Annotated in this window: 16 protein-coding genes and 1 tRNA gene; 14 read left to right on the top strand and 3 right to left on the bottom strand. The window is 60.0% G+C overall.

Features of this window, described 5'->3' with window-relative positions:
• The 4 genes from RM192_RS10345 (at position 1) to RM192_RS10330 (ending at position 3819) form a co-directional block, all read left to right on the top strand.
• A complete protein-coding gene (locus RM192_RS10345; protein WP_311507456.1) occupies positions 1-870 on the top strand; it encodes a glycosyltransferase in 870 nt (289 codons plus the stop codon).
• Between the two features lie 54 nt (positions 871-924).
• The gene (locus tag RM192_RS10340) at positions 925-2409 is read left to right on the top strand and encodes an oligosaccharide flippase family protein (protein WP_311507455.1); all 1485 of its coding nucleotides are present in this window, start codon (positions 925-927) and stop codon (positions 2407-2409) included.
• Positions 2406-3164, top strand: a complete 759-nt coding sequence (locus RM192_RS10335; RefSeq protein ID WP_311507454.1) for a sulfotransferase family protein — start codon at positions 2406-2408, stop codon at positions 3162-3164. The genes RM192_RS10340 and RM192_RS10335 overlap by 4 nt, the downstream gene beginning before the upstream one ends.
• Before the next feature lie 103 nt (positions 3165-3267).
• The gene (locus RM192_RS10330) at positions 3268-3819 is read left to right on the top strand and encodes a hypothetical protein (protein ID WP_311507453.1); all 552 of its coding nucleotides are present in this window, start codon (positions 3268-3270) and stop codon (positions 3817-3819) included.
• On the opposite strand, the gene RM192_RS10325 is transcribed toward RM192_RS10330, so the two are convergent.
• Positions 3820-5097, bottom strand: coding sequence for a surface lipoprotein assembly modifier (locus tag RM192_RS10325; RefSeq protein ID WP_311507452.1), 1278 nt, complete (start codon positions 5095-5097; stop codon positions 3820-3822).
• A gap of 25 nt (positions 5098-5122) precedes the next feature.
• A complete protein-coding gene (locus RM192_RS10320; RefSeq protein WP_311507451.1) occupies positions 5123-6214 on the bottom strand; it encodes a transferrin-binding protein-like solute binding protein in 1092 nt (363 codons plus the stop codon).
• A 686-nt stretch (positions 6215-6900) separates the two neighbouring features.
• Here RM192_RS10320 and RM192_RS10315 point away from each other — a divergent pair.
• The 7 genes from RM192_RS10315 (at position 6901) to RM192_RS10285 (ending at position 17079) form a co-directional block, all read left to right on the top strand.
• A complete protein-coding gene (locus tag RM192_RS10315; protein WP_311507450.1) occupies positions 6901-8580 on the top strand; it encodes a M10 family metallopeptidase C-terminal domain-containing protein in 1680 nt (559 codons plus the stop codon).
• A 470-nt stretch (positions 8581-9050) separates the two neighbouring features.
• Positions 9051-9740 carry a winged helix-turn-helix domain-containing protein gene (locus RM192_RS10310; protein WP_311507449.1) on the top strand — a complete coding sequence of 230 codons (690 nt, stop codon included), beginning with the start codon at positions 9051-9053 and terminating at the stop codon, positions 9738-9740.
• A gap of 64 nt (positions 9741-9804) precedes the next feature.
• Positions 9805-10698, top strand: coding sequence for a sulfotransferase (locus RM192_RS10305; RefSeq protein ID WP_311507448.1), 894 nt, complete (start codon positions 9805-9807; stop codon positions 10696-10698).
• Positions 10699-10791: 93 nt separating this feature from the next.
• Entirely contained in the window at positions 10792-12444 is a 1653-nt protein-coding gene (locus tag RM192_RS10300) for a hypothetical protein (protein ID WP_311507447.1), read from the top strand.
• Positions 12445-13117: 673 nt separating this feature from the next.
• Complete coding sequence (locus RM192_RS10295; RefSeq protein ID WP_311507446.1) at positions 13118-13786, top strand: calcium-binding protein; 669 nt, start codon at positions 13118-13120, stop codon at positions 13784-13786.
• Between the two features lie 136 nt (positions 13787-13922).
• The gene (locus tag RM192_RS10290) at positions 13923-15728 is read left to right on the top strand and encodes a type I secretion system permease/ATPase (protein WP_311507445.1); all 1806 of its coding nucleotides are present in this window, start codon (positions 13923-13925) and stop codon (positions 15726-15728) included.
• 1 nt (position 15729) lies between these two features.
• Positions 15730-17079: an HlyD family type I secretion periplasmic adaptor subunit gene (locus RM192_RS10285; RefSeq protein ID WP_311507444.1), complete on the top strand. Its 1350-nt coding sequence runs from the start codon at positions 15730-15732 to the stop codon at positions 17077-17079.
• 167 nt (positions 17080-17246) lie between these two features.
• Here RM192_RS10285 and RM192_RS10280 read toward each other — a convergent pair.
• Positions 17247-17323 (bottom strand) — tRNA-Met (locus RM192_RS10280).
• Positions 17324-17529: 206 nt separating this feature from the next.
• On the opposite strand from RM192_RS10280, the gene RM192_RS10275 reads away from it, so the two are divergent.
• The 3 genes from RM192_RS10275 (at position 17530) to RM192_RS10265 (ending at position 21717) form a co-directional block, all read left to right on the top strand.
• Positions 17530-17898, top strand: coding sequence for a hypothetical protein (locus RM192_RS10275; RefSeq protein ID WP_311507443.1), 369 nt, complete (start codon positions 17530-17532; stop codon positions 17896-17898).
• Positions 17899-17983: 85 nt separating this feature from the next.
• Positions 17984-20314 carry a TonB-dependent receptor domain-containing protein gene (locus tag RM192_RS10270; RefSeq protein ID WP_311507442.1) on the top strand — a complete coding sequence of 777 codons (2331 nt, stop codon included), beginning with the start codon at positions 17984-17986 and terminating at the stop codon, positions 20312-20314.
• Positions 20311-21717 (top strand): PepSY domain-containing protein, encoded by a 1407-nt coding sequence (locus RM192_RS10265; protein ID WP_311507441.1) that lies wholly within the window; start codon positions 20311-20313, stop codon positions 21715-21717. Before RM192_RS10270 ends, RM192_RS10265 begins: the two co-directional genes overlap by 4 nt.
• The last annotated feature ends 26 nt before the right edge of the window (positions 21718-21743 follow it).

Here is a 21743-nt window from a genome sequence, read left to right as displayed (position 1 = left end):
ATGAAGCTTTACGTCATAGTCGCGTCAATCGGACGGGCGGAACTTCTGGCGGCAACCATCGGGCAACTGTCTGACCAGACCCGGCACCCCGACGGCGTCCTCGTCGTATCGGTCAGCGAAGCCGATGTCGCGGGCGTGGCAATGCAAGCCGATTTTCCGGTCGAGATCATCTTCGCCGAAATGGGCCTGCCCAAGCAGCGCAACGCCGGACTGCGCCATCTTGCGGGGAAGGCCGATATCATCGTCTTTTTCGATGACGATTTTGTCCCCTGCCGGACCTATCTGGCTGAGCTTGAGGCACTGTTCGAATCGCGCCCCGAGGTCGTCGGCGCAACCGGACGTGTCATTGCGGACGGGATCAAGACGCGCGGGATCAGCTTCACAGAGGCGGTTCGCCTCAATGCCGAGGACGTGCCCCCGGCGGTTACGCATGAACGGGAGATGCCGGCGCTCTACGGATGCAATCTCTCGGCCCGCGCGAGTGCAACCAAGGACCTTTGGTTCGACGAGAACCTGCCTCTCTATGGATGGCAGGAAGATGTCGACTTCTCATACCAACTCGGCAAGCGGGGCAAGCTGCTCCTGACCGACCGCCTGGCCGGTGTGCACATGGGTGCCAAGAGCGGGCGAACGTCAGGGCGCCGTCTGGGCTATTCGCAGATCGCCAATCCGGTTTACCTCCTGCGCAAGAACACCATTCCCCACCGGCTTGCCTGGCGTCTTATGGTCAAGAACGTGGCGGCAAATGCCCTGCGCACTCTGCGACCGGAACCTTACATCGACCGCCGTGGGAGGCTCGTCGGAAACCTTCTGGCGATCAGGGATTACGCCCGAGGCAGGCTTCATCCGATGCTCGTCTGGGATCTTTGACGATGCAATTGACGGTGTGCCGTGCATTGCACGAGGCGGCTGGCGGAATTTTTCATGGGTAGGAAAGGGCCGCTCAGCGAGGGCCTGATCAGCGGTTCTGTCGGCTTGATATCGCGTGTCGCGATACAGTTGTGCTTGCTTGCGGTAACGCTGACAGCCACTCGCTTTCTGGCAATATCGCAGTTCGGCATCTATTCGATCGCCGCTGCGCTCATGTTCCTGTCGCGGAACCTGTTTTACGTCGGGCCTTACGAATACCTGCTTAAAACGCCCGCCCATCCCGGACTGAAGGGGGCGTGCCTGAAGGCCAACCTCGGTCTTGCCATCGTCGCGGCAATGTTGCTGCTGCTGTTCGTTTCGGTTAGCGAATTGATCTTCGGATCGCAGGATTTGCCGTTCGTGCTGGTCCGCCTGGTGCCCACGCTGTTCCTTTCGGCGGTGACGGCTTGGTATGAAGCGGTGCTACTGCGTGACCAAGCAATCCGGCGATACTATCTGTTTACGGTCATCGGCGAGATTTTCGGCGCAGGCGTTGCCATCGCCTTCTTCTACTACGGCTTCGAACTGCAGTCGTTGATTGCGCAGACTTACACCCGCCTCGGCATCCTTTTGCTGCTGTACCTGCTAAGCACGCGGGTTGAAGGTTGGCGGAACGGGTCGCGCGCCGATGTCCGCAAGGTGCTCGACTGGTCGCTGAGCCGCCTCGGCGCGGTGTTCCTGAACTTCTCAGCGAACTATGGTGCAGACTTTGTGCTCGGGATCGTGCTCTCACCGGCAGCAACGGGTCTCTACCGTGCGAGCAACCGCATCGTTTCGTCGATTTCCGACCTCTTCGCACAGCCTTTGCAGAAGATCGTGCAGACAAATCTCTCGGCGCGTTCGTCGAAGGGGCTCCAGCCTGATCACAGCTGGATCGCCATGCTCACCGCAGTCGCGTCGATCGGCTGGGCGGCGCTGCTGGGACTGGCCGTGTCTGCAAAACAGGTCGTTCCTTTCGTGCTGGGGCCAGCTTGGGAGAAAGCTGCGCCGGTGGTAATGGTATTCTGCGCGGCGCGGGCATTGAGCCTGATCGACGCTGCGACCACGTCGCTGCTGGTTTGCTGTGATCGCCAGAAGTTCATGCTCAAGGTTCAGACGAGCGTTGCGTTCCTGGTACCGTTTACGAGTCTGGGACTTTCACTCGTGATGCCGCACGATTCCGCGCTGGCGCCGACGGTGGTCGCCATTGCCTACTTCATGATCATGTCTGCCCTGACGATTGCCTATTGCCGCGAAGCTGCAAGGCTTTCGAGCGCAAGCGCCCGCGAAGTTCTCTGGGCCTTGCTGATCTCGGCGGTTCCTGGCGGATTTGTTGCCGTGACCCTTGTGTTGCTTGAAATGTCGCATTTCGGCCGGGGACTGGAGCAGCGCCTGTTTGTGCCTGTCGCCGTGGCACTGTCCGCCGTTGCGCTGGGTGCCGGATTGCTGGTCATTCGCAAGCGCCTGATGACCTCGATTCACTCGCTCGGCTATGTGCGGCTGGCGGGCGAAGAGGCATGAAGGCGCTGGCAAAGTCTTTGGCCGGTGGCAGCGTCTCGATGGTCGTTCCGCAATGCCGCTTTGAAACGTCGCTGTTTCTCATCGGGCACATGCGCTGCGGATCGACCGCGCTTTCCGCGATCCTGTGTTCGCGACCCGACACGAGCGGCTATGGCGAGGCTCACATCGCCTACACAGACCGCGCAGCGCTCGGCGTGCTTGCGCTGAACCAGATTCGGCGCCGGGCCTGGACCGCTTCGGCGACGACCTTGTTCGACAAGATCCTGCATTCCCGGTACGATAGAGGTGCCTGCCCCGCGTTTTTCTCGGCCCGTGCACTCTTCATGGCGCGGGCACCGCAGCCCGCCATCCGCTCGATCCGGCACCTGTTCGCCAAACTCGGGTCGGGAGAGTATGCTACCGACGCAATCGCGGCAGACTACTACGAGCAGCGTCTGCTAGCGATGCTGTGCATGTGGCCGCAGTTTGCTGCCGACCGCCGGGCTGCATGCACCTACGAAGCCCTGACCGCCAATCCGGACGGGATCCTTGCGACCTTATCTGACCGGCTGCGCCTGCAACCGGCGCTCGTCAATCGCTATGCGATCAAGACTGCAGCCAGCGCTCGCGGGGCAGGGGACCCGTTGACGGCATCGCGCCATACGCAGATTGTTGCGGGACGACAGGACGGCAATTCCGGACCGCCGCTCGACCTTACCCCCGCACGGATAGATGCACTGAACCATGTGTATCGCGCGTTCTGCGCTCTGGCCTGACCTGCCTAACTCCTGTCACGCGATTGAAGGCGGACCGCAACATTGCCGGTCTAGCCCTGCAGCTTCCTGCCAGTGCAGATTCGGAGTGAGCCGCTTGGATTTCGTGTTCAAAACAACTGGCCTTGCGATTCTGGCTCTCTTGTTGATCCCGGCAGCACAGGCCACTGAGTTTAGCCAGAACGCGCCTGCGTCGCCCGCCACCATTCCGGCACGATTGCTGACCTGCGTACTTGGCCGTGCCACCAACCTCGATCCGCACCGTGACCAAAAGCGCAGCGAAGTCATCTACGAAGGCAGCCACAAGTTTGCGCTCTACCTGCCTGAGACACAGCGCCGCACGACCGCGCCCCCCGATCCGACAGAGCCACCGGAACCCGTCGACCCCCGGACCAAGATCGTCGTAGATCCCGACGGCCTGACAAAGCAAGTGCCGTCACGGTTTGACAGGGTCATCGATCTGTGGCCCGAGCGCGTTGAAATGGTCACGACGATTGCCGAACCCGTCGTGAACCTGATTATCGTGTCGGACATTTCCGCCGATGGTAAGCAGGCCAACCTGTTCATGACCAAGGCAACCGACGTCGCCACGCTCGATCTGAAGAACGTGTACTCGGGCAGTTGCAATGTCGGGTTTGATGTTGCGGGCGGTTCGTGATCAGAACGTCCGCACAATTCCCAGTTCGAACCGGTTTCGCGTGAACCGGTAGAGCGGTATCGTGCTAGCGTTGTGGGTGTAGATGTAGCCCAGCCGGGGCGTGAAACCCATGACGTCGATCCGGCGCGACTGCACTCTGGTTTGGACGCTGGTTTGCCAGTCGGTTCGGGTGGTGCCGAACGCCGCCAGCGGTGCTTCGTAACCGATGCGCGTCAGTGAGGGCGCTATCGCCAGCGTCATCCCGCCGGGGAAATCGCTGAACCATTCCACGGCAAAGGTCTGCCTGTGATTGGCCAATGGCTTGATCCGCGCTGTCTGCCAGTTGATGCCTACTGTCGCGCGGACAACGCTGCGGGGCGAAAGCGCGCGGGCAACGCCTGCCGATATGACCGTCTGCCTGCCGTCCAGATCTGCCAGATTCGGGTAGGTGACTGAATATGCGCCGACAGATCCATTCAGCTCGGTCTTTCGGTTGACCACATAGCTTGCCGAGAAGGCACCACCTCCCGTGCGGGAATAAGGCCTTCCGCCATACCAGCGCTGGATCAACGTCCCCGTCAACTCATAGGTCCAGCGGGTGCCATTGACGCGTGTTCCGGCAAAGGCAGCAACGGTGGAATCATTAAAGCGCTCATTCCCATACTGTGTGTGGTGGGCCTGACCGCCCAGTCGCAGACTTGTGCGCGACGAGATCGGTGGCGCCCATTCTATCGCGCCATCTGCGGTTGCACCTATGCCGCTGCTGGCTTTGGCATCGTCAGAAAGCTGAAAGGGCAGGCCGTAGATCGTCACCGCATCACTGGCGGGGCCGGCGTTGACGTTCGAATCCGGCGCCAAAGCGAAAGCGAGTTCCATGGTGAGCCGTTTGCGTTGCCGTATGGCGCCTAGATAGCGATCGACATTCTGTTGCACGGTTTCGGGCAGCTGACCGGCTCGTGCCAGACGGAACTGGCGCTCGGCCGCTGCATATTTTCCATCGAGGAACAAAGCCCTGCCGAGTTCGAGGCGGACGCGGGCCGTTCCGGGCTCGCGGATGAGAATCTGCCGCAGCCGGTCCACTGCGTTACCGTACCGCTTGCTGCCGATGTCGAGCAAGGCAAGAAGGAACTGGACCTGATTGTCGAAGGTGCCGGTCATGGCCATCGACGTCAGGCGCGCGCGCGCCTCTTCCAGCTGGTCCTCAGTGATTAGCCTTTCCACCTCCGCAAGAGATTCTGCCGCGACCTGAATCTGCGCTGCAGGCGCGTCTGTCGCCTGCTCTGGCATGATGTCGAACATTGCCCGCCTTATGACAGCCTATATCTCACCGGCTGCGGTACTCGGCCTGGATAAACCGCCTGGTGGCGGCTTCGCCTTCCGCGCGCATGGCTGCAATGTTCTGCGGGAATATGGCGAGCCGCTCATAATCGACCCGCATCATTCCCGCGGCATCTGTCGAGACCGCGCCTGCAAAGCGGGGATCGGCCAAGACTTCTTGTGCGAGGACGCCGACAAACCGGCTGCGTTCACCAATATAGCGCCACGACCAGCGAGGCAGGCCGTTCGTCCAGCGGCCCTCCCGGCGCAAGTCGCACTTGACACGTCGGTCCGAGGGCACTGCCTGACTTGCGCCGAAGCTGCCGATCACCGAGACGTTGTTGCCTCCGCCTGTCAATGCGAAGGTTCCCGCGACTTCCTTTGCCGACGGCCCGAAGAAACCACCCGTCAACTGGCCTGAAGCGCCGTTTGTATTGTAAAAGGTGCCGCCGGCAGGCCCTGAGGTGGCAGTTCCTGCAATGGCTGCCCCGGTTATGGTCCCTCTCAACTGGATATCGTTGATCGTTCCGACGGACGCGGCGTTGGTCTTGCCGATTTCGTAGGCATTAACGTTCGTCACGTTGCCGGATATGGTCCCTGCGGCGAAATCCGCAGTCATGCCGAGTGAACCATGGAACGTTGCCAGTGTTCCCACTGATTTCGTGCTGTTGGGTTGCGAGACATAGCCGACCGCAGCACCAGAAAATGTTGCCGTACCTGTGGTTGGGACCGATGTGGAAGGGGCTATGCCCGGCTTGCCGCCGCCATAGACCCCGACATAAAGTGGGCGGGCGGCAGACGTGGAGGCATCGATCGTCCATTCGCCGAAATCGGTGTATTGCAGGCTGAGCACAGGCGCAAAATTGTTGGTATGGGCGACTGCAGTTCCAGGCACGACTGACGGATCGGTAGAGGCCGTCACCTCATAAGCGGAAATGGTCACATTGGCCTGGCCGGAGTGCCGCTGACCCTCGACGGTCGTGGCGTTCGACGTAGTTGCCGTAACGCTTCCTGCCGAGGTGGCGATTGTCGCCGTGGCAGTGAATGCCGATCCCGTGCCCGCCGTGCGCGTATAGACGAACCCGGACGGTGAACTCACGGCGAATGCGTTCTTCGGCGCGGTGCCCGTGATTTTGCCCAACTGCCCCGAATAAGACGAAGTTTGTGCACCAGGGGTTGGTGTCGGTGTCGGGGTGGGCGTCGGTGTGGGCGTCGGTGTCGGTGTCGGTGTTGGTGTCGGCGTAGGCGTTGGTGTCGGCGTAGGCGTAGGCGTAGGCGTTGGTGTCGGAGTGGGGGTCGGCGTCGGTGTCGGCGACAATCCTGCGCCGCCGCCGCAACCCGACAGCGCCAGCAGTGCAACCGCCAGTGTCGTCGCTACACTTGTTCTTAGAGGATTGAATTTCATCGTCTTTTCCCGATCCAGCCCTGGGTCGACCAAATCAAGGTCTCAAGACGCGCGTATGCCTACGTAATATTACAAATCTGGGTAATTTGCCTGACTGTTTTGGCGGAGAAATAGCCATCTAACCAGATGTTTAAATAACCTCTGCGAACAGATCTTATGTTAAATAATATAAAAACTCGAAATAATGTAATCTAGGCAGATGTGTATTTTTGATCATCGTCGAAACATTTTATAGTGTGAAAATAAAAGCCCTGAAGAGATTGGTTGAAGATATCCGCTTCATCATGTTTGCGGCGTAACAAATTTTATCGCAATTTGTAACATTGGCAACGCAATGGCTATGCTTGTGGAAGCACATTTGCGAGAGGTCTGGTAGGTCTGTGTCTGTAATTCGAGCGGCAGAATTCATCGATTCCATCGGCGTAAACGTTCATCTGAATGGGTATGGAGCGCGCAGGGCCGATGATGTTTCGCGCGCTTTGCAATATCTTGGCATTGATAACATCCGAACCGGCGCCAATGCCGACATGTTGTCGGAAAGTGGCGTAATCAGCCAGCTGGCGTCGGACGGTTTCGACTTCGATATCGTGCTGCCAGGGCGATTGGCGCCCGCGACTACAGTCAATGCACTGGCGCAATTTGCCCAGTCTCACGTGGGTGCCCTCAAGGCGATTGAGGGTCCCAACGAGGTCAACAATTTTCCTTTTCCTTACGGCGGGAAAATCGGTGCAGCAGCCGGCGTGGCCTTCTTTCAGGACGCGCTTGCCGAGATCAAGACGACACCGATCCTGGCAGATGTGGCGATCTACGATCTTACAGGTGTGCCGCAAACGGCAAAGCCATCAAGTCTCGCAACCGACTTTGCAAACCTGCACCCTTACCCCAAACTGGGGAGGCAGCCGTACAATCTGCTGGCTCGAACGATTGAGCAGCGTGCCGAGGCCGGCAAGGGGCTGGTGATCACCGAGACCGGCTACCACACCGGAAGTGCCAGCGCCGCCTGGGAGGCAGTCGACGAGATCACGCAAGCGAAACTCACACTCAATCTGCTCGCGGATGCCGCGCGCTTGGGTGTTTCTGCGACTTATCTCTATGATCTCGCAGACAAGCCCGATCCCACGGGGAGTAGCGTTGATGCCAATCTGGGCCTGTTCGATCAGGCTATGCGGCCCAAGCCCGTGGCTACGGCCATTCACAACCTGACCGCGATCCTTGCCGATTCCCCGCAAGCCGATGAAGACACCATTCCGGCACCGGTCAACTACACAGTTACCGGCTTGCCGCGCACCGGGGCGTCGCTCTTGCTTGAGAAATCGGGTGGCGAGCATGCGCTCCTGATCTGGGCAGAACCGGACATCTGGAACGAGGCTACAAACACGAGCATCAAGGCCCGGACGTCCCATGTTCAGGTGGCTCTCGGCGGCGTGTTCGACGTCAACGTCTATGATCCGCTTGTGTCGGATCAGCCGATTGCATCGTATGGCTCGGTCAACGAGATCGGGATCGATGTCGTCGATCATCCCGTCGTGGTTGAACTTGTTGCTGCGGGAAGCCTTTCTGCCGGTGGCGGGCAGGGCGTTGCGCTTCCGCTTACGCTCACTGGTGATGGCGGCACGAATACGCTGGTTGGGATGTCCGGCGACGATGTTGTCTACGGTCTGGCTGGCAACGATGTCCTGCGCGGAGCAAGCGGGGACGATTTTCTCGCTGGCGGCCTTGGTGCGGACAAACTCACCGGGGGGAGTGGGGCCGACATTTTCCAATTCAACGCTGCCGCTGAATCCACGCTGGTCCGAATGGACGAAATTCTCGACTTTTCGGAAGTTGCCGGAGACAGGTTGGACCTTTCCAGGATCGATGCGGTCAGTCAGGTCGCTGGCAACCAGGCATTCGTCCTGGGCGCAGATTCGTTCAGCGGCCGGGCTGGAGAACTCATTCAGGTCCGGGCCGATGATGGCATAGTGCTGCTGGGTGACACCAGCGGCGATGGTCAGGCCGAATTTGCAATCATGCTATTCGGCGTGCTGCAGCCTCTGTCCGGAGACGCCATTTTTATCTGAACGGGCAACACGAGCGTGTGGGGTGTCTTGGATGCCTCGCCGCAAAACGTGCCAGAAGCTGTCTGTCAAACATTTCAACGCACTTCGAAACATTATCAAAAACCATATTTGAACCGTTATCAAATCGTCATCAGCCGATAACAATGCAGCATTAGTGGGCCGGTTGGGTCAGATGAGGGGCGTATGCGAACTGGTTTGCTTTGGCCTTGGGGAATCCGGGTTCTGCAATCTTTCCACATTGCTTGATGACTGCCGAAGGCATTGTTTTGCCGGGGTTTTATGCTGCGCAATTGAGATGAGTCGATCAATGGTACTGTTCGTCTGGCTTTCCTTTTTTGTGAGGGTGCGAGCTGCCGGGGCAAGTCTGGGGCATTTCACCTGACTAGCGTTGTTTTTGTTTGAAAGTTCAGCCGGAGAGGCAGGAATTTGTCTCCTCATGGGCAGATGATTTCACGATTGGGGAATAGTGAATGGTTCGCCCGAATATAATGATTGTGGAGAGCGACAAGGAACTGGCCGATTCAATCGGCTGGCAATTTGCGGCGGAATCGTACGACATTCAGCGCACGGAAAGCGGCAGCCAGGCGCTCCGCATGTTGCGTGAGCAGACACCAGACGTGCTGATCCTCGATTGGTCGCTTGCCGACATCACGGCACTTGAGCTGTGCCATTCGGTGCGCGGATCGAGCCAGACCGAAAACATGCAGATTGTCGTGATGTCGTCGAACAACAACGAGGAAGAGCGGATCAAGTGCTTCAGCGCTGGTGCCGACGACTTTATCGACAAGCCGTTTGCGCCGCGTGAGCTGTTTGCCAGAGTGAACTCGATGCTCGTCCGCCGGCGCGAATCGACGGTGACCAAGTCCATCCAGTTTGCCGATCTCGAGGTCGATCCCGTCAGCCACCGCGTTTGGCGCAGCGGCAGCCTGGTGCACCTGGCTCCAACCGAATATCGCCTCCTGTTCCATTTCATAAAACGGCCGCAACGCGCCTATTCGCGCCAGCAATTGCTCGATGCGGTTTGGGGAACGCGGGTCAAGGTGGATTCCAGGACCATCGACGTCCACATCCGCCGTCTGCGCAAGGCATTGAACCGGCCTGGCGACAAGGACCTCATCCGGACGATCCGCGCGGTCGGCTACGCGCTCGATCTGGAATGAAGCTGCTGCGCGCAAGGCTGGTTATGCCTGCTGAATTTGCGTCAGGGCGTTTTGGAACTGGCTCATGCGAGTAGTCTACATCTCAGGGTCGGGACGCAGCGGCTCGACTATGCTGGAGCGCCTGCTTCACGCTGGCGGGATCGGGTGCGCGCTGGGCGAATTTCATTGCCTCTGGCGCTTGCACCGAAGCGAACAGACTTGCGCGTGCGGAATACCGGCCGCCGAAGACTCGTTCTGGACCAGGGTTCTGGCACGTTCCGGACTGGCCGATGCCGAATTGGCAGAACTCGGGAGGCTCGAGCAGACTGTTGTCCGGACAGGCTATATTGCGCAGCATGGCTTCAATCTGGCAGAGCTTGGCAGGCAGGACGACGTCCGGCGATTTCTCGATCTGCAATTCCGCCTCTTTGCGGCAATCGCGGAGCAGTCCGGGCGCGAGGTGCTGATCGACAGTTCGAAAGCCGGGCCGCGTGCCTGGATTCTGGCTTGCCACCCCGATGTCAGGTTCCTGCATCTGTGGCGCGATCCCGCAGATGTGATCGCGTCATGGCGTTCGCGCAAATTCGATCGCGGACTGGGGTCGGAGATGCAGCGACTTTCCATCATGCGTGCCACGCTCGACTGGTTCAAGGTCGAATGGCTGATGCGGCGCCTGGCGCGACAAACCGATGTGACCAGCCTCAACTATCGCGCCATCTGCGTGGACCCGCAAAAGGAACTGGGCCGCGCATTGGCCGATGTCGGGCTGCCGATGATCGACGATGCTGCATGGCTGGCTTCTCACCAGATGGTGCCCGTGAAGGAATACCACAGCTTGAACGGCAATCCCGACCGGTTTGACCGGGATCCTATCTCGGTGCGCCTGCGGGAAACCGACTGGAAGATACTCCCAAGTCTTGAAGCGCTCCGGATACGCGCTCAGGGCAGAGTCCTGACGGCACTTTATCCATCGCCTTAAGAATTCATGCGATCTTCTTTGTTCTGAAATGCCGTTGTCACGCCCATTCCTTAGAAAATCAGAGCGATATTTTTTGGATTTTGGAGCAGAGTAATGGCACAAACACAGACGGGCACGACCGTTAACGCAAATGTCAGCGTGAACCCACTCACTGGCATTCTGAATTATGCGTTCAACGACCCATTCAACATGCTGGTAAATCTCCAGAACGCGACTGGCGTCGCTGCTACCGGGACAGCATTCGACGACAAGTTCAATCTGCTGAATTCATCATCTTCGACGATCAATGGCGGTGCCGGGAACAATATCTACACGGTCAGCGCCGATGCAGCCAGCCTCAATGGCAACATCATCCGTGGCGGCACGCGCTTCGATTTCGTCACACTTGCTGGCGGGAACACCGCGGTCGATCTGACTCAGGGCAGCACCGGCGTCGAAGCGGTCGTGGCCAACAAGCAGTATTCCGGCGAATCCGTTGTCGTCTCGCTCAGCCAGCTTGCAGGGTCTGCACTGACAAATGGTGGAACCGGACGCGCTTTTGCGGCTGTTGTCGGTGATACCGGTTCCGTCAATGTGGTAGCGAGCGGCAAGTTCAAGTTCGTCGGCGTGGTGGACGCAGCCGGGCAGGGGTTCAATGCCCTGGGGCAAGCGGTTGGCGGCGTTGCACTCACCAGCCTCAAGCAGTCGGTCACGCAGATCTCGCAGATCACCGGGAACCTTGCCGCGCTCTATGCCGGAACCCTTGATGGGTCGGTCCCGGCAGGCGAAACCCAGATTTCGCAGAAGCTCAGCGCCTATGTCTTCTCGGACGGCGCCAAATCGTACACCGTCTGGTCCGACGGCGTCGTGACGCCGATCGACGCCAAGGGCACTGTCCTTCCTTCGGTCTATCAACCTGTGGCAGTCGCCCCGGCTGTTGCGCCGACTTACGGGACTGTTTCGTCGTTCGACAAGGCCGGGACCTATGGCACCGCACTGATCTATTCGGATGCCAATGGACTGTCGCATCTTCGCGTTGACTCAGGCGGCACGGCAGCGGCGGCCGCAATCAATCTCAAGAGCCTGGTTGCTGACACGGCAGTCCATGGCGACTCCGGCAAGTTTGGCATGAACTATTTCGGCCTCGGCGGAAGCGGCGGTAACAACCAGATCTTCGGATCTGCCGCAGGAAATGTTTTCGATCTTCAACTCGCCACCACGCTGCAGGACAAGCTTTTCGGCACCGCGGGCTTCGACATCGTCAAGGCTGGTGCCAACGGCGCTGACGTTGACCTGACCGCAACCAACGGCACTACGGGCAAGGCCTCGACGTTCATCGACGCAGCTGTCGGCAGCTCCAATCTGGCCGCCATCCAGAGCGTCAAGATCGACGCGAACATGGTTCGCTACACGACCGACACATCGGGTGCGAAAGTGGGTGCTTTCACCGCTTTGCTGGGTTCGGTGGATGATACACTGACCCTTGCTGGTGGGGGCAAGTGGATTCAGGTCGCGGAATTCGCAGGATCTGGTGCATTGCCCGATCATGCAGTCGCTCTGACAAACACCAGCGCACTTGACGCCGAGTTCGGGGTTTCCCCGCACAAGGCTGCGACTTCGCTTCAGGGCTATTTATTCGAACAGGTCGATCTCAAGGGCAACGTGCTCAAGTATCTGACCGTTTACACAGATGCCACTTTGGACAACCAGCTTGCCGCACCGGTGTCGCCTCTGTTCTCGGCAACGAACCACGACATTCTGTTCTGATATTCCAGCTTCAAGATTGAATCGCGGGGCTTGAGGGCATGTGCCTTCAAGCCCCGTTTTTTGTCGGCGGTCAACAACGCCAGAGTTGCAGCCGCAACCGGGTCGCAAAGGTATTTCCCGTTGCCCAATGAACGGCGAAAATACTTCGCGGTCAAAGGCGCCAGGCAGCCTTGAACCAGACTGAGCAGTTCGTTCCGCGTTAATGGTTGCCCGAATCAGATCTTGTTTAATGGTCAGAGCCGTCGTTTCAATTTGCCAATATTTACCATGACAAAATTGTAAACGTTTCGTGACGTGTTGTGACGATATTTTAGCAAACCTTTCAAATGCATTGCGTTTGGGCGTGATAATGCAAAGCCGGAAACATCGGGAATGACAAGCTGGTGTCCAAATTGGATGCATATGCTCATGGTTTGCGCTCAGGGACCCGAATATTCATCTGGTGGACACATATTTGCAAAATTTATGACCCGCTTGCGCGTTAGGGTTAATGGGTAAATAACAATTGTAGATTCGAAAATACACTATTTAAAAATCTAAATAGTTCGTCTGTGTAATTGGAAAATTTGAGCGATAAGCTGGCAAATTTATAGACTTCATCAAGTTCATCCGTTTTTCAAAATGGCTGAATTCGAGGCGGATACGAGAAACTATCGAAACCAAGGAGACTGACATGACCACTCTGACAGGTACTGCCGACGCGGATACAATCATCGGGACCGCGAGTTCGGACACGATCGTTGCCAAGGCTGGCGATGATGTTGTTCTCGCCGGTGCTGGCAATGATATCATTACTGCGGGTACCGGAAGTGACGTGGTCGTCGGTGGAAACGGCAACGACCGTATCACCGGAGGCACCGGCCTCACCGTGCCGACCGACGATGTCAACAAACTGCAGGGCAATGCCGGCAACGACATCATTGCCGGTGGCGGCGGTAACGACCAGCTTATGGGCGGAACCGGCAACGACACGATGTCCGGCGGTTCCGGCAACGATTACCTCAACGGTGGAGAGGGCGCGGACACGCTAATCGGCGGTGACGGCAAGGACACGATGATCGGTGGAGCTGGCGCGGACCTGTTCAACTTCCTCCGGGCGTCTGATTCGGTCGCTGGTCTGGGTAACCGGGACATCATCATCGATTTCCAATCCGGGGTCGACAAGATCGGTCTTCGTGCACTGAGTCTGACAGCTGCTGATATCGACCTTTCCACCGTTTTTGGCGGCGGATACGGGCAAGTCATCCGCGTCTCGTCGCAGCACAACGGCATTTACGATATGGAGATTCAGCTCAACCTCAAGACCGGCCAGGCCGCGCATTTGAGCGACATCCTGTTCTGATCGGGAACGGTCACCCAATTGTCGTCAATTAGTCGCACTGATCTTCATATAGGCTTGCGTCGGCGGGCATCGGACATGTTCTGAAGCCCGCCCACGCGCCTGAAGGTGGCTGATTGATTCTGGGGTGGAATGATCAATGCGCATGTTCGGTATCGAACTGCCCCCGGTACTTGATGGTCCGGTGAGTGCCTGCCGCGAGCATCTCAGGCTCGCTGCCGTGCTCAGTGCGCTAGTCAACATTCTGTATCTCGCCCCCACAATCTACATGATGCAGGTCTATGACCGGGTGGTCGCCACAGGGGGCATCATCACGCTCATCTGGCTGACGCTGGTCGCTGCGTTTGCCCTTGCGACGCTGGCACTGCTTGATTCGATGCGTTCGCGGATCCTGATTCGTGCCGGTCTGCGATTGGACCGGGAACTGGCGGAAAAGGTCATCGACCGCACTTTCGCGCAGCCTGCTGGCCCCAATGACGCCTTGCTCAGCGCACAGGCCTTGCGTCATTTCGATTCCCTGCGGCAGGCGATGTCCGGGCCTGCGGCGGCATCGGTGTTCGACCTGCCGTGGACCCCGATATATGTCCTGATCGCTTTCCTGCTCCACCCGGTTTTGGGAATCGCGGTGCTGCTGTCCGCCTTGCTCCTCCTCGGCGTTACCATCCTCAACGAGCGCGCGACGTCTGCCGGCACAAAGCAGGCCATGCAGATGATGTCGGCAAGTTACGCCGCGCAGGAGCGACTTGGCGCGATTGCGGAAGTCATTCGCGCGCTGGGCATGCGATCTGTTCTGGTGGACGCCCAGGTCCGTGCCCGCCACCTCGGACTCGAAGAAACGCGCGTGCATCAATTCAAGAGCTGCGAATATGCCGCGCTGACCAAGTTCCTGCGCCTGTTCCTGCAATCGGTGGCTCTGGGAATCGGCGCATGGCTGGCGGTCGATCACCAGATTTCCGCCGGTTCGATAATCGCGGCCTCGGTCCTGATGAGCCGGACGCTTCAGCCGGTCGAACAAGTGGTCGGATCATGGAAAATGATTATCGAAGCTCGTCAGTCGATCGAATTGCTCGGCAAGCTGTTCGAAAGCGGTGCGGCAAAGGCCGAGGACGATCGTTTCGCACTCCCGGTGCCGCAAGGCGCCGTGACCTGTTCCGGCCTCACGGTCGTGCCCGCAGGCGCGCAGGTGCCGATATTGTTCAATGTCAGCTTTGCGCTCGACAAAGGCGATTTCCTCGGGATTGTCGGTGCTTCGGGCGCGGGCAAGTCCACGTTGCTGCGGGCCGTGGCGGGTGCCATCAGGCTTGATCGCGGCGACGTGCGCTTTGACGGGTTTCACATGCGGGACTGGGATCACGATGTCCTGGCCCGCCATATCGGCTATCTGCCGCAGGACTGCGCGCTGGTTCCCGGCACGATTGCCGAGAACATCTCGCGCTTCACCAAAACTGACGATTCCAACCGCGATGCGGTGACGGCGGCGATACTTGAAGCCAGCCAGATCGCAGACGTTCATTCGATCATCGGCGCGCTCCCCGGTGGCTATGATATGCGCATCGGTTGGAATGGCGAAGGCCTTTCAGCAGGCCAGCGGCAGCGTATTGCGCTCGCCCGCGCGCTCTATGGCAACCCTTCGATCCTGATCCTCGATGAACCGAATGCGGCACTGGACTCCCAAGGCGAGGCCGCGTTGATCGGCGCGATTGCAAAATTCCGCGAGCGCGGAGCGACCATCTTCGTCGCTGCGCACCGTGAAGCCATACTGGCGGGGGCGAACAAGCTTCTCGTAATGGCAGCCGGGCAGGTCAGACTGTTCGGACCATCGGGCGATGTCATACGCGAACTCGGCAAACAGGCGGCGATGCAGGCCGCTACAACCGAGACGGCGATGCCCAATGACAAGTCGGCCACGGACAAGCCCCGCCTGGTTGAAGCAGAGGCCGGTTGAGATGCAGACGTTAAGGATCGAAGACCTGTCGGGCCGCGTCAATCTTCAGGACGACCCTGCGCCTGAGAAGCGAATTGCCCTGCTCGTCGGCGGCGCATTTTTCATCGGCTTTCTCGGCTGGGCAGCGTTCGCACCGCTCGACGCCGGCGCATATGCGCAAGGTCAGATCGCCGTTTCGGGCAATCGTCAGGCCGTGCAGCACCGCGAGGGCGGTATCGTGACCGGCCTGATGATACGCGAAGGCAGCCAGGTGTCACGCGGCCAGCCGCTTCTCACCATATCGGCGAGCACATTGCAGGCGTCGGAGCGCGGTTTGACCAACGAGTATTTCATGCTCCTGGCCGAACGATCGCGGCTGATGGCCGAAACGACGGGCGCCGGACAGCTTGCGAATCCTCCGGAATTTGCCAGCCTTCCGCCAGAGGACATGCCGCTCGCGCAAGAGGCGATGCGTGCACAGAGCGCATTGCATCACGCACAGCGAGGCACGGCGCAGGCGCAGAAATCGGTGCTTGGTCAGCAATCGTCGGAAATTGGCGCGAGGATCGGCGGTCTTGCCGCGCAGACCGTCTCATTGGAAAAGCAGCGCAAGTCGCTCGAACTGCAACTCGAAGGCCTGCGTGAACTCAACAAGCGCGGTTTCGCCTCGACCAATCGTATCCGCGAACTCGAACGCACCATCGCCGCGACAGAAGGCGACAGCGGTCAGCGCTCGGCGGAGATCGCCGCGGCGCGGGAATCCATCGGCCAGAACCGGATGCAAGCGCTGGTCATCGACCGGGACCGCTCGCAGATAGCCGGACAGCAATTGCGCGACGTCTTGCATCAGATCGACGAGATCCAGCCCCGCCTTGCTGCCGTGCGCGAACAACTTGGCCGCGCCGTGGTGCGTGCCCCGGCGTCGGGCAAGGTCGTCGGGCTTTCGGTGTTCACGGTCGGCGCGGTGGTGGGGCCAGGGCAGGCGCTTATGGAAATAGTGCCGCAGGACAAGGAACTGGTGGTGAAGGCACAGCTCAGTGCCGAAAACGCGCAGGATCTTCATGTGGGTAGCAAGGTCCGCGTCCGGTTTCCGACCATACATGATCGCGGCAGGCCCGAGATGACCGGAATGATCACGACCATTTCAGCAGATGCACTGACCGATGACCGCACAGGAATCCGGTACTTTTCCGCCGAAGCCCGTGTTCCCCGGTCCGAGATTGAATCGATCACGGACGGCGGCAAGCACGGCACGAAAATTCATGCAGGCATGCCCGTGGAGATGTTGGCAACGCTCAGAAAGCGAACCGTTCTCGACTACCTCTTGGAACCCCTGATCAGCATGTTCTGGCGCACCGGGCGCGAACATTGAACCCGGTGCGTTGATCGCCGCCGCCTTGACGACGGCTGTGCAAGCAGAGTGGCTGACGCCTGCGCGAAAATTCCGCGTGCTCCCGCAGCGCGCCTGACCGCACATCAACCGTACGTCGAATTTCGTGGAACTTTGAGGAAGCTTGCGGACCGTGCTGGAAACGGTCCTGGTAGCGGAGGAGGGACTCGAACCCCCGACACGCGGATTATGATTCCGCTGCTCTAACCAGCTGAGCTACTCCGCCCCGTGGTGCAGATTGGTTATCTCTGCAAGACAGGGCGCGCTCCTAACCGGAGGCGGGAGAGCGGTCAACCGGGTATGCGGCTTTTTTTGATGCAGGCGATGATCATGTTGTTTTAATGGATGTCCAGCGTGACAGATCGCGCCGTGAACGCTAGGGGCGGGCGCGATATGGGGGCCTTTCGACATTTCCTGTTGGCACGGCGGTGGGTGGCCCTTGCGGTCATCGTGACCGCGCTTGCCATCAAGGCGCTGGTCCCTGCCGGGTTCATGCTTGAAACGCGCAACCATATCCTGACCGTGGCCGTTTGTGCCGATGCCAGTGGCGGCCATTCGGCTGCGCGGCAGATTGTCATTCCCGGAAAATCTGACGGACAAGCGCAGGTGCAGACCAAGGCCAGTGAAGGTTGCGCGTTTTCCGCGCTCTCGTTCGCGGCATTGTCCGGTGCCGATCCTGACCTTCTGGCACTGGCGCTTGCGTTCATTCTTCTGCTCGGCGTTCGCGCGGTTTCGGTGCCGCGCGTTGCGCCAGCACGGCGCATCCGCCCGCCATTGCGCGCGCCGCCGCTCTTCGTCTGACACGTCCACAACGGGCCGTAACGGCTCAAGGTTGCAAGACGCGCTGGCACGACAGGCCAAGCAGCAGTTTCAGGCACAGTTTTCTATGAAGTCTTCGCATTTCGCGCTTACGAGCGCGCTCACGTTTGCTTTCCCCGCTTCGATCACGACGGCCTTTGCCGAAGAAGTCCTGGCCGAGGAAAGCCCCACGTCGATCCTCGTCGTCGGCCAGCGCGATGCGCCGATCGAGATCGAGCCGCGCGGACTTGCGGTCAGTCTTGGACAGGAACAGTTCGCCGCGATCAACGCGTTCAACACCGAAGACCTGATGAAATATGCGCCCAACTTCTTCGTGCGCAAACGCTACTCGGGCGACAGCAACGGCGTTCCCGGTTTTCGCGGTACCCATTCGACGCAAAGCGCCCGTACGCTGGTGATGGTCGATGGCTTCGTCGTATCGAACTTCCTCGGTAACAGCTTCGGCTTCGCACCCAAATGGGGCGTTGTCGGGCCGGGCGAGGTCGAGCAGTTCGACATCGTCTATGGACCCTACAGTTCGCGCTACGTTGGCAATTCGATGGGCGGCATCATCAACATCACCACGCGCGATCCCAAGGAAGCCGAGGCCTTTGCCACGGTGCAGGGCATGGTCCAGCCCTATGACGAGTTTTCCACCCACGACAGTTATTGGGGCGGGTCGGCCGAGGCCGGGTTCGGCCTGAAGCAGAAGGACGGACCTTGGTCGCTCCGGCTGACCGGGCGGTTCTTCCGCAACACCGGCCATCCGATGACCTTTCTGGGGCTGATTCCGGTGGCGGGGTCGGGTGGCACTGTCGTCACCGGCGCGATCACCGATCCCGAGCATGTTCGCGCGACAGCTGACGGGACAGGTATTCCCGGCGCTCCGGGCAATGCAACCAATCCCTATTTTGCTGCACAATCGCCGGCAAGGATCACGCAGGCGCAAGCGAAGCTCAAGGTCGGGTACGATGACGGCAACCTGACAGGCCAATTCCTGTTCGCCTACTGGCACAACGAGGACAGCCAGACTGCGCCTGACTGCTATTTGCGCGATGCGGCGGGGGTGGTTGTGTGTGAAGGCCGGGTTCGGATCGGCGCGCAAAGCTACACCGCCTCGGGCGCGACCTTCTCGAAGACCGTGCGTGACGAGGTGCTGGCCGGGCTGAAGCTCGCCGCACCCTTGGCGGAGGACACCACGGCGCGGCTCACCGTGTCGACCTACCAGATCGCAAAGTCTGACGGCTTCACCTCCAACGGCTATACAACCGGGGTGAGCGGCGGCGCGGGCACGCTGGCGCGGCAGAACCCGACGGGGTGGTGGACCGCCGACTTGCTGGTCGAAAACAAGTCCGGCAGCCACGAACTGGCGGCTGGCGTAACCGCAAACGCCTATCGCAACGATCAGACGCGATACACTCTGGCCGACTGGCGCAGCGCGGCGGGCAAGGCGTTTGCAACGCAGACCTTTGGCAAGACCCGGCAGCTTTCGGCCTGGGCCGAAGCGCGGCTGTTGTTCGATGCGCTGACCGTGACGGGGGGGCTGCGCTATGATAATTGGCGCGCTTACGAAGGCGGTCTGAAGCGGCTCGGCACCGGGGCGGTCGCGGGCCAGCAGGTGTCCAACCGCTATGCTTCGCGCACCGATGACTCGGTCGATCCCAGCCTGTCGTTCGAATACCGTCTGCCCGATGCGACGACCATGCAACTCAGCCTTGCGACGGCGACGCGCTATCCCACCGTGGGCGAGTTGTTTCAGGGTAGCCTCAACGGCGATGGCACGTTCAACCCCAACAGCTTTGACCCGAACCTGAAGCCGGAACGGAGCCATGATGCGAACCTGCTGATCGGCCACGATTTCGGGCGTTTCAAGCTGACGGGCTCGGCGTTCTATCAGCGCGTACGCAACACGATCTTCTCGTTCACGGGCTTCAACCAGAACGGCGTTCTGACCAGCAATTTCAAGAACATCGACCTGACACGCCAGTTCGGCTTCGAACTGATCGGCGAAGCCCGCGACTGGCCGTTCGAAGGCATGGACATCGACCTCAACGGTGCGTGGATCGATTCAAAGACCTTGCGCAACCCGTCCAACACTTTGGCCGAAGGCGTGCAGTTCCCGCGGATCCCGCGCTGGCGGATCAACGGGAACATTCGCTATGCGCTGAGCGATGCCGTGCAGGCCTCGCTGGGCATGCGCTATGCCAGCCGTCCCAACACCGACCTGTTCGGGCAGCAGCGCGGCGACACATTCGGCTTCACCTCGGAGCTGTTCGCGCTCGATGCGCGGGTGAACTGGACGGTAAGCGAGGCGTTTCGTGTTTCGGCAGGGGTGGACAATTTGACGAACGACCGGGCGTGGGTATTCCATCCTTATCCGCAGCGCACCTTTCTGGTTGAAGCAGGATTGCGGCTGTGAGCGTGGTCTTGGCTGGCACGCCTGCGCGCTATCGCACGATCTGGCGCTGGCATTTCTATGCCGCGCTGTTCGTCATGCCGATGGTCGTGCTGCTTTCGATCACCGGTGCGATCTATCTGTTCAAGCCGCAGGTCGAGGCGTGGGAAGAGCGCTCCTATGCTGCGTTCCCCATGTATGGCGCGGTGTCGCCTGACGATCAGGTGGAGGCGGCACTGGAGCAATTTCCAGGCGCCCGCTTCCATACCTACCGTCTCCCCCGCGAGGAAGGCGATGCCGCGCTGGTCCATATCGGTTTGCCCAATGGCGAAATGCGCGACGTCTTCGTCTCGCCGCAGGGCGATGTGCTGGGCGCGCTCGATCCGCAGTGGCGGATCATGCAGGTGGTGCACGATATCCACGGCCAGCTCCTGCTGGGGCCGCGCGGAAGCTGGCTGGTTGAACTGGCTGCAAGCTGGGCGATCGTGATGATCCTGAGCGGCCTCTATCTGTGGTGGCCGCGCGGTCGGGGACTTGCGGGCGTATTGTGGCCGCGACTGCACCTCGGCTCGCGCGCGGCGTGGCGTGATGTTCACGCCGTCACCGGCTTCTGGGTGTCGGGCCTTGCCTTTGTGCTTCTGGTGACGGGGCTGCCGTGGGCCGACGTCTGGGGCAGCGCCTTCAAGGCGGTGCGCGCCGAGATGGGCTGGCAGAAAGGGGTACAGGACTGGACCATCGGCGGCCGCGCGCCCGCCCCTGATCCCGCCGCCGACGAACACGCCGAACACAATCACGGTGCGATGATGGCGGCAGGCGGCGCCATGGACCACAGCGCAATGGGACACACGGTGACGGGTCACACCGGGCACGGTCCGGCTGGCGTCTTCCTCACCGAGATCGTCGCCAAGGCGAGGGGAGAGCATTTGCCCTTTCCCGTGATCGTTTCGCCGCCTGGCGCGCCCGCGAAGCTCGGCCAGAAGGCAAAGGCAGCCTGGACAGTCCGTTCGGACACCCAGAACCGCCCCTTGCGTGTGTCGATCACTTTTGACGCGAAAACCGGGCGCGAAATCACGCGCGAAGGCTTTGCCGAGAAGCACCCGATCGACCGCGTTATCGGCTACGGCGTGGCGTGGCATGAGGGTCAGCTGTTCGGCTGGATAAATCAGGCCATCGGTGTGCTGACCGCGCTGATGCTGGTGGCGATGAGCATAACCGGGTTTGTGATGTGGCGCCGCAGGAAGCCTGCGGGAATGGTCGGTGCGCCGCCGCAGATGCGCGCCGGAACAGCCGGGAAGGGCGTGTGGGTCGCGCTGTGCGTTCTGGCCGCATTGCTGCCATTGCTGGCACTCTCGCTCGCCGGCATCTTCGTGATCGAACGCGCTATCCTGAAAAGGATCCCGAAACTCAGCGCCTGGCTCGGGCTTTGATGCGAATGGGGAGCGCGGCGCGCTCC

Source organism: Novosphingobium sp. MMS21-SN21R (assembly GCF_031846015.1).
Lineage (GTDB): Bacteria > Pseudomonadota > Alphaproteobacteria > Sphingomonadales > Sphingomonadaceae > Novosphingobium.
This window is presented reverse-complemented; position numbering and strand designations above follow the sequence as displayed.

Coding starts and splice junctions, on each gene's coding strand:
- RM192_RS10345 (WP_311507456.1), top strand. CDS start 1: ATGAAGCTTTACGTCATAGTCGCGTCAATCGGACGGGCGGAACTTCTG.
- RM192_RS10340 (WP_311507455.1), top strand. CDS start 925: ATGGGTAGGAAAGGGCCGCTCAGCGAGGGCCTGATCAGCGGTTCTGTC.
- RM192_RS10335 (WP_311507454.1), top strand. CDS start 2,406: ATGAAGGCGCTGGCAAAGTCTTTGGCCGGTGGCAGCGTCTCGATGGTC.
- RM192_RS10325 (WP_311507452.1), bottom strand. CDS start 5,097: ATGTTCGACATCATGCCAGAGCAGGCGACAGACGCGCCTGCAGCGCAG.
- RM192_RS10310 (WP_311507449.1), top strand. CDS start 9,051: ATGGTTCGCCCGAATATAATGATTGTGGAGAGCGACAAGGAACTGGCC.
- RM192_RS10305 (WP_311507448.1), top strand. CDS start 9,805: ATGCGAGTAGTCTACATCTCAGGGTCGGGACGCAGCGGCTCGACTATG.
- RM192_RS10300 (WP_311507447.1), top strand. CDS start 10,792: ATGGCACAAACACAGACGGGCACGACCGTTAACGCAAATGTCAGCGTG.
- RM192_RS10295 (WP_311507446.1), top strand. CDS start 13,118: ATGACCACTCTGACAGGTACTGCCGACGCGGATACAATCATCGGGACC.
- RM192_RS10290 (WP_311507445.1), top strand. CDS start 13,923: ATGCGCATGTTCGGTATCGAACTGCCCCCGGTACTTGATGGTCCGGTG.
- RM192_RS10285 (WP_311507444.1), top strand. CDS start 15,730: ATGCAGACGTTAAGGATCGAAGACCTGTCGGGCCGCGTCAATCTTCAG.
- RM192_RS10270 (WP_311507442.1), top strand. CDS start 17,984: ATGAAGTCTTCGCATTTCGCGCTTACGAGCGCGCTCACGTTTGCTTTC.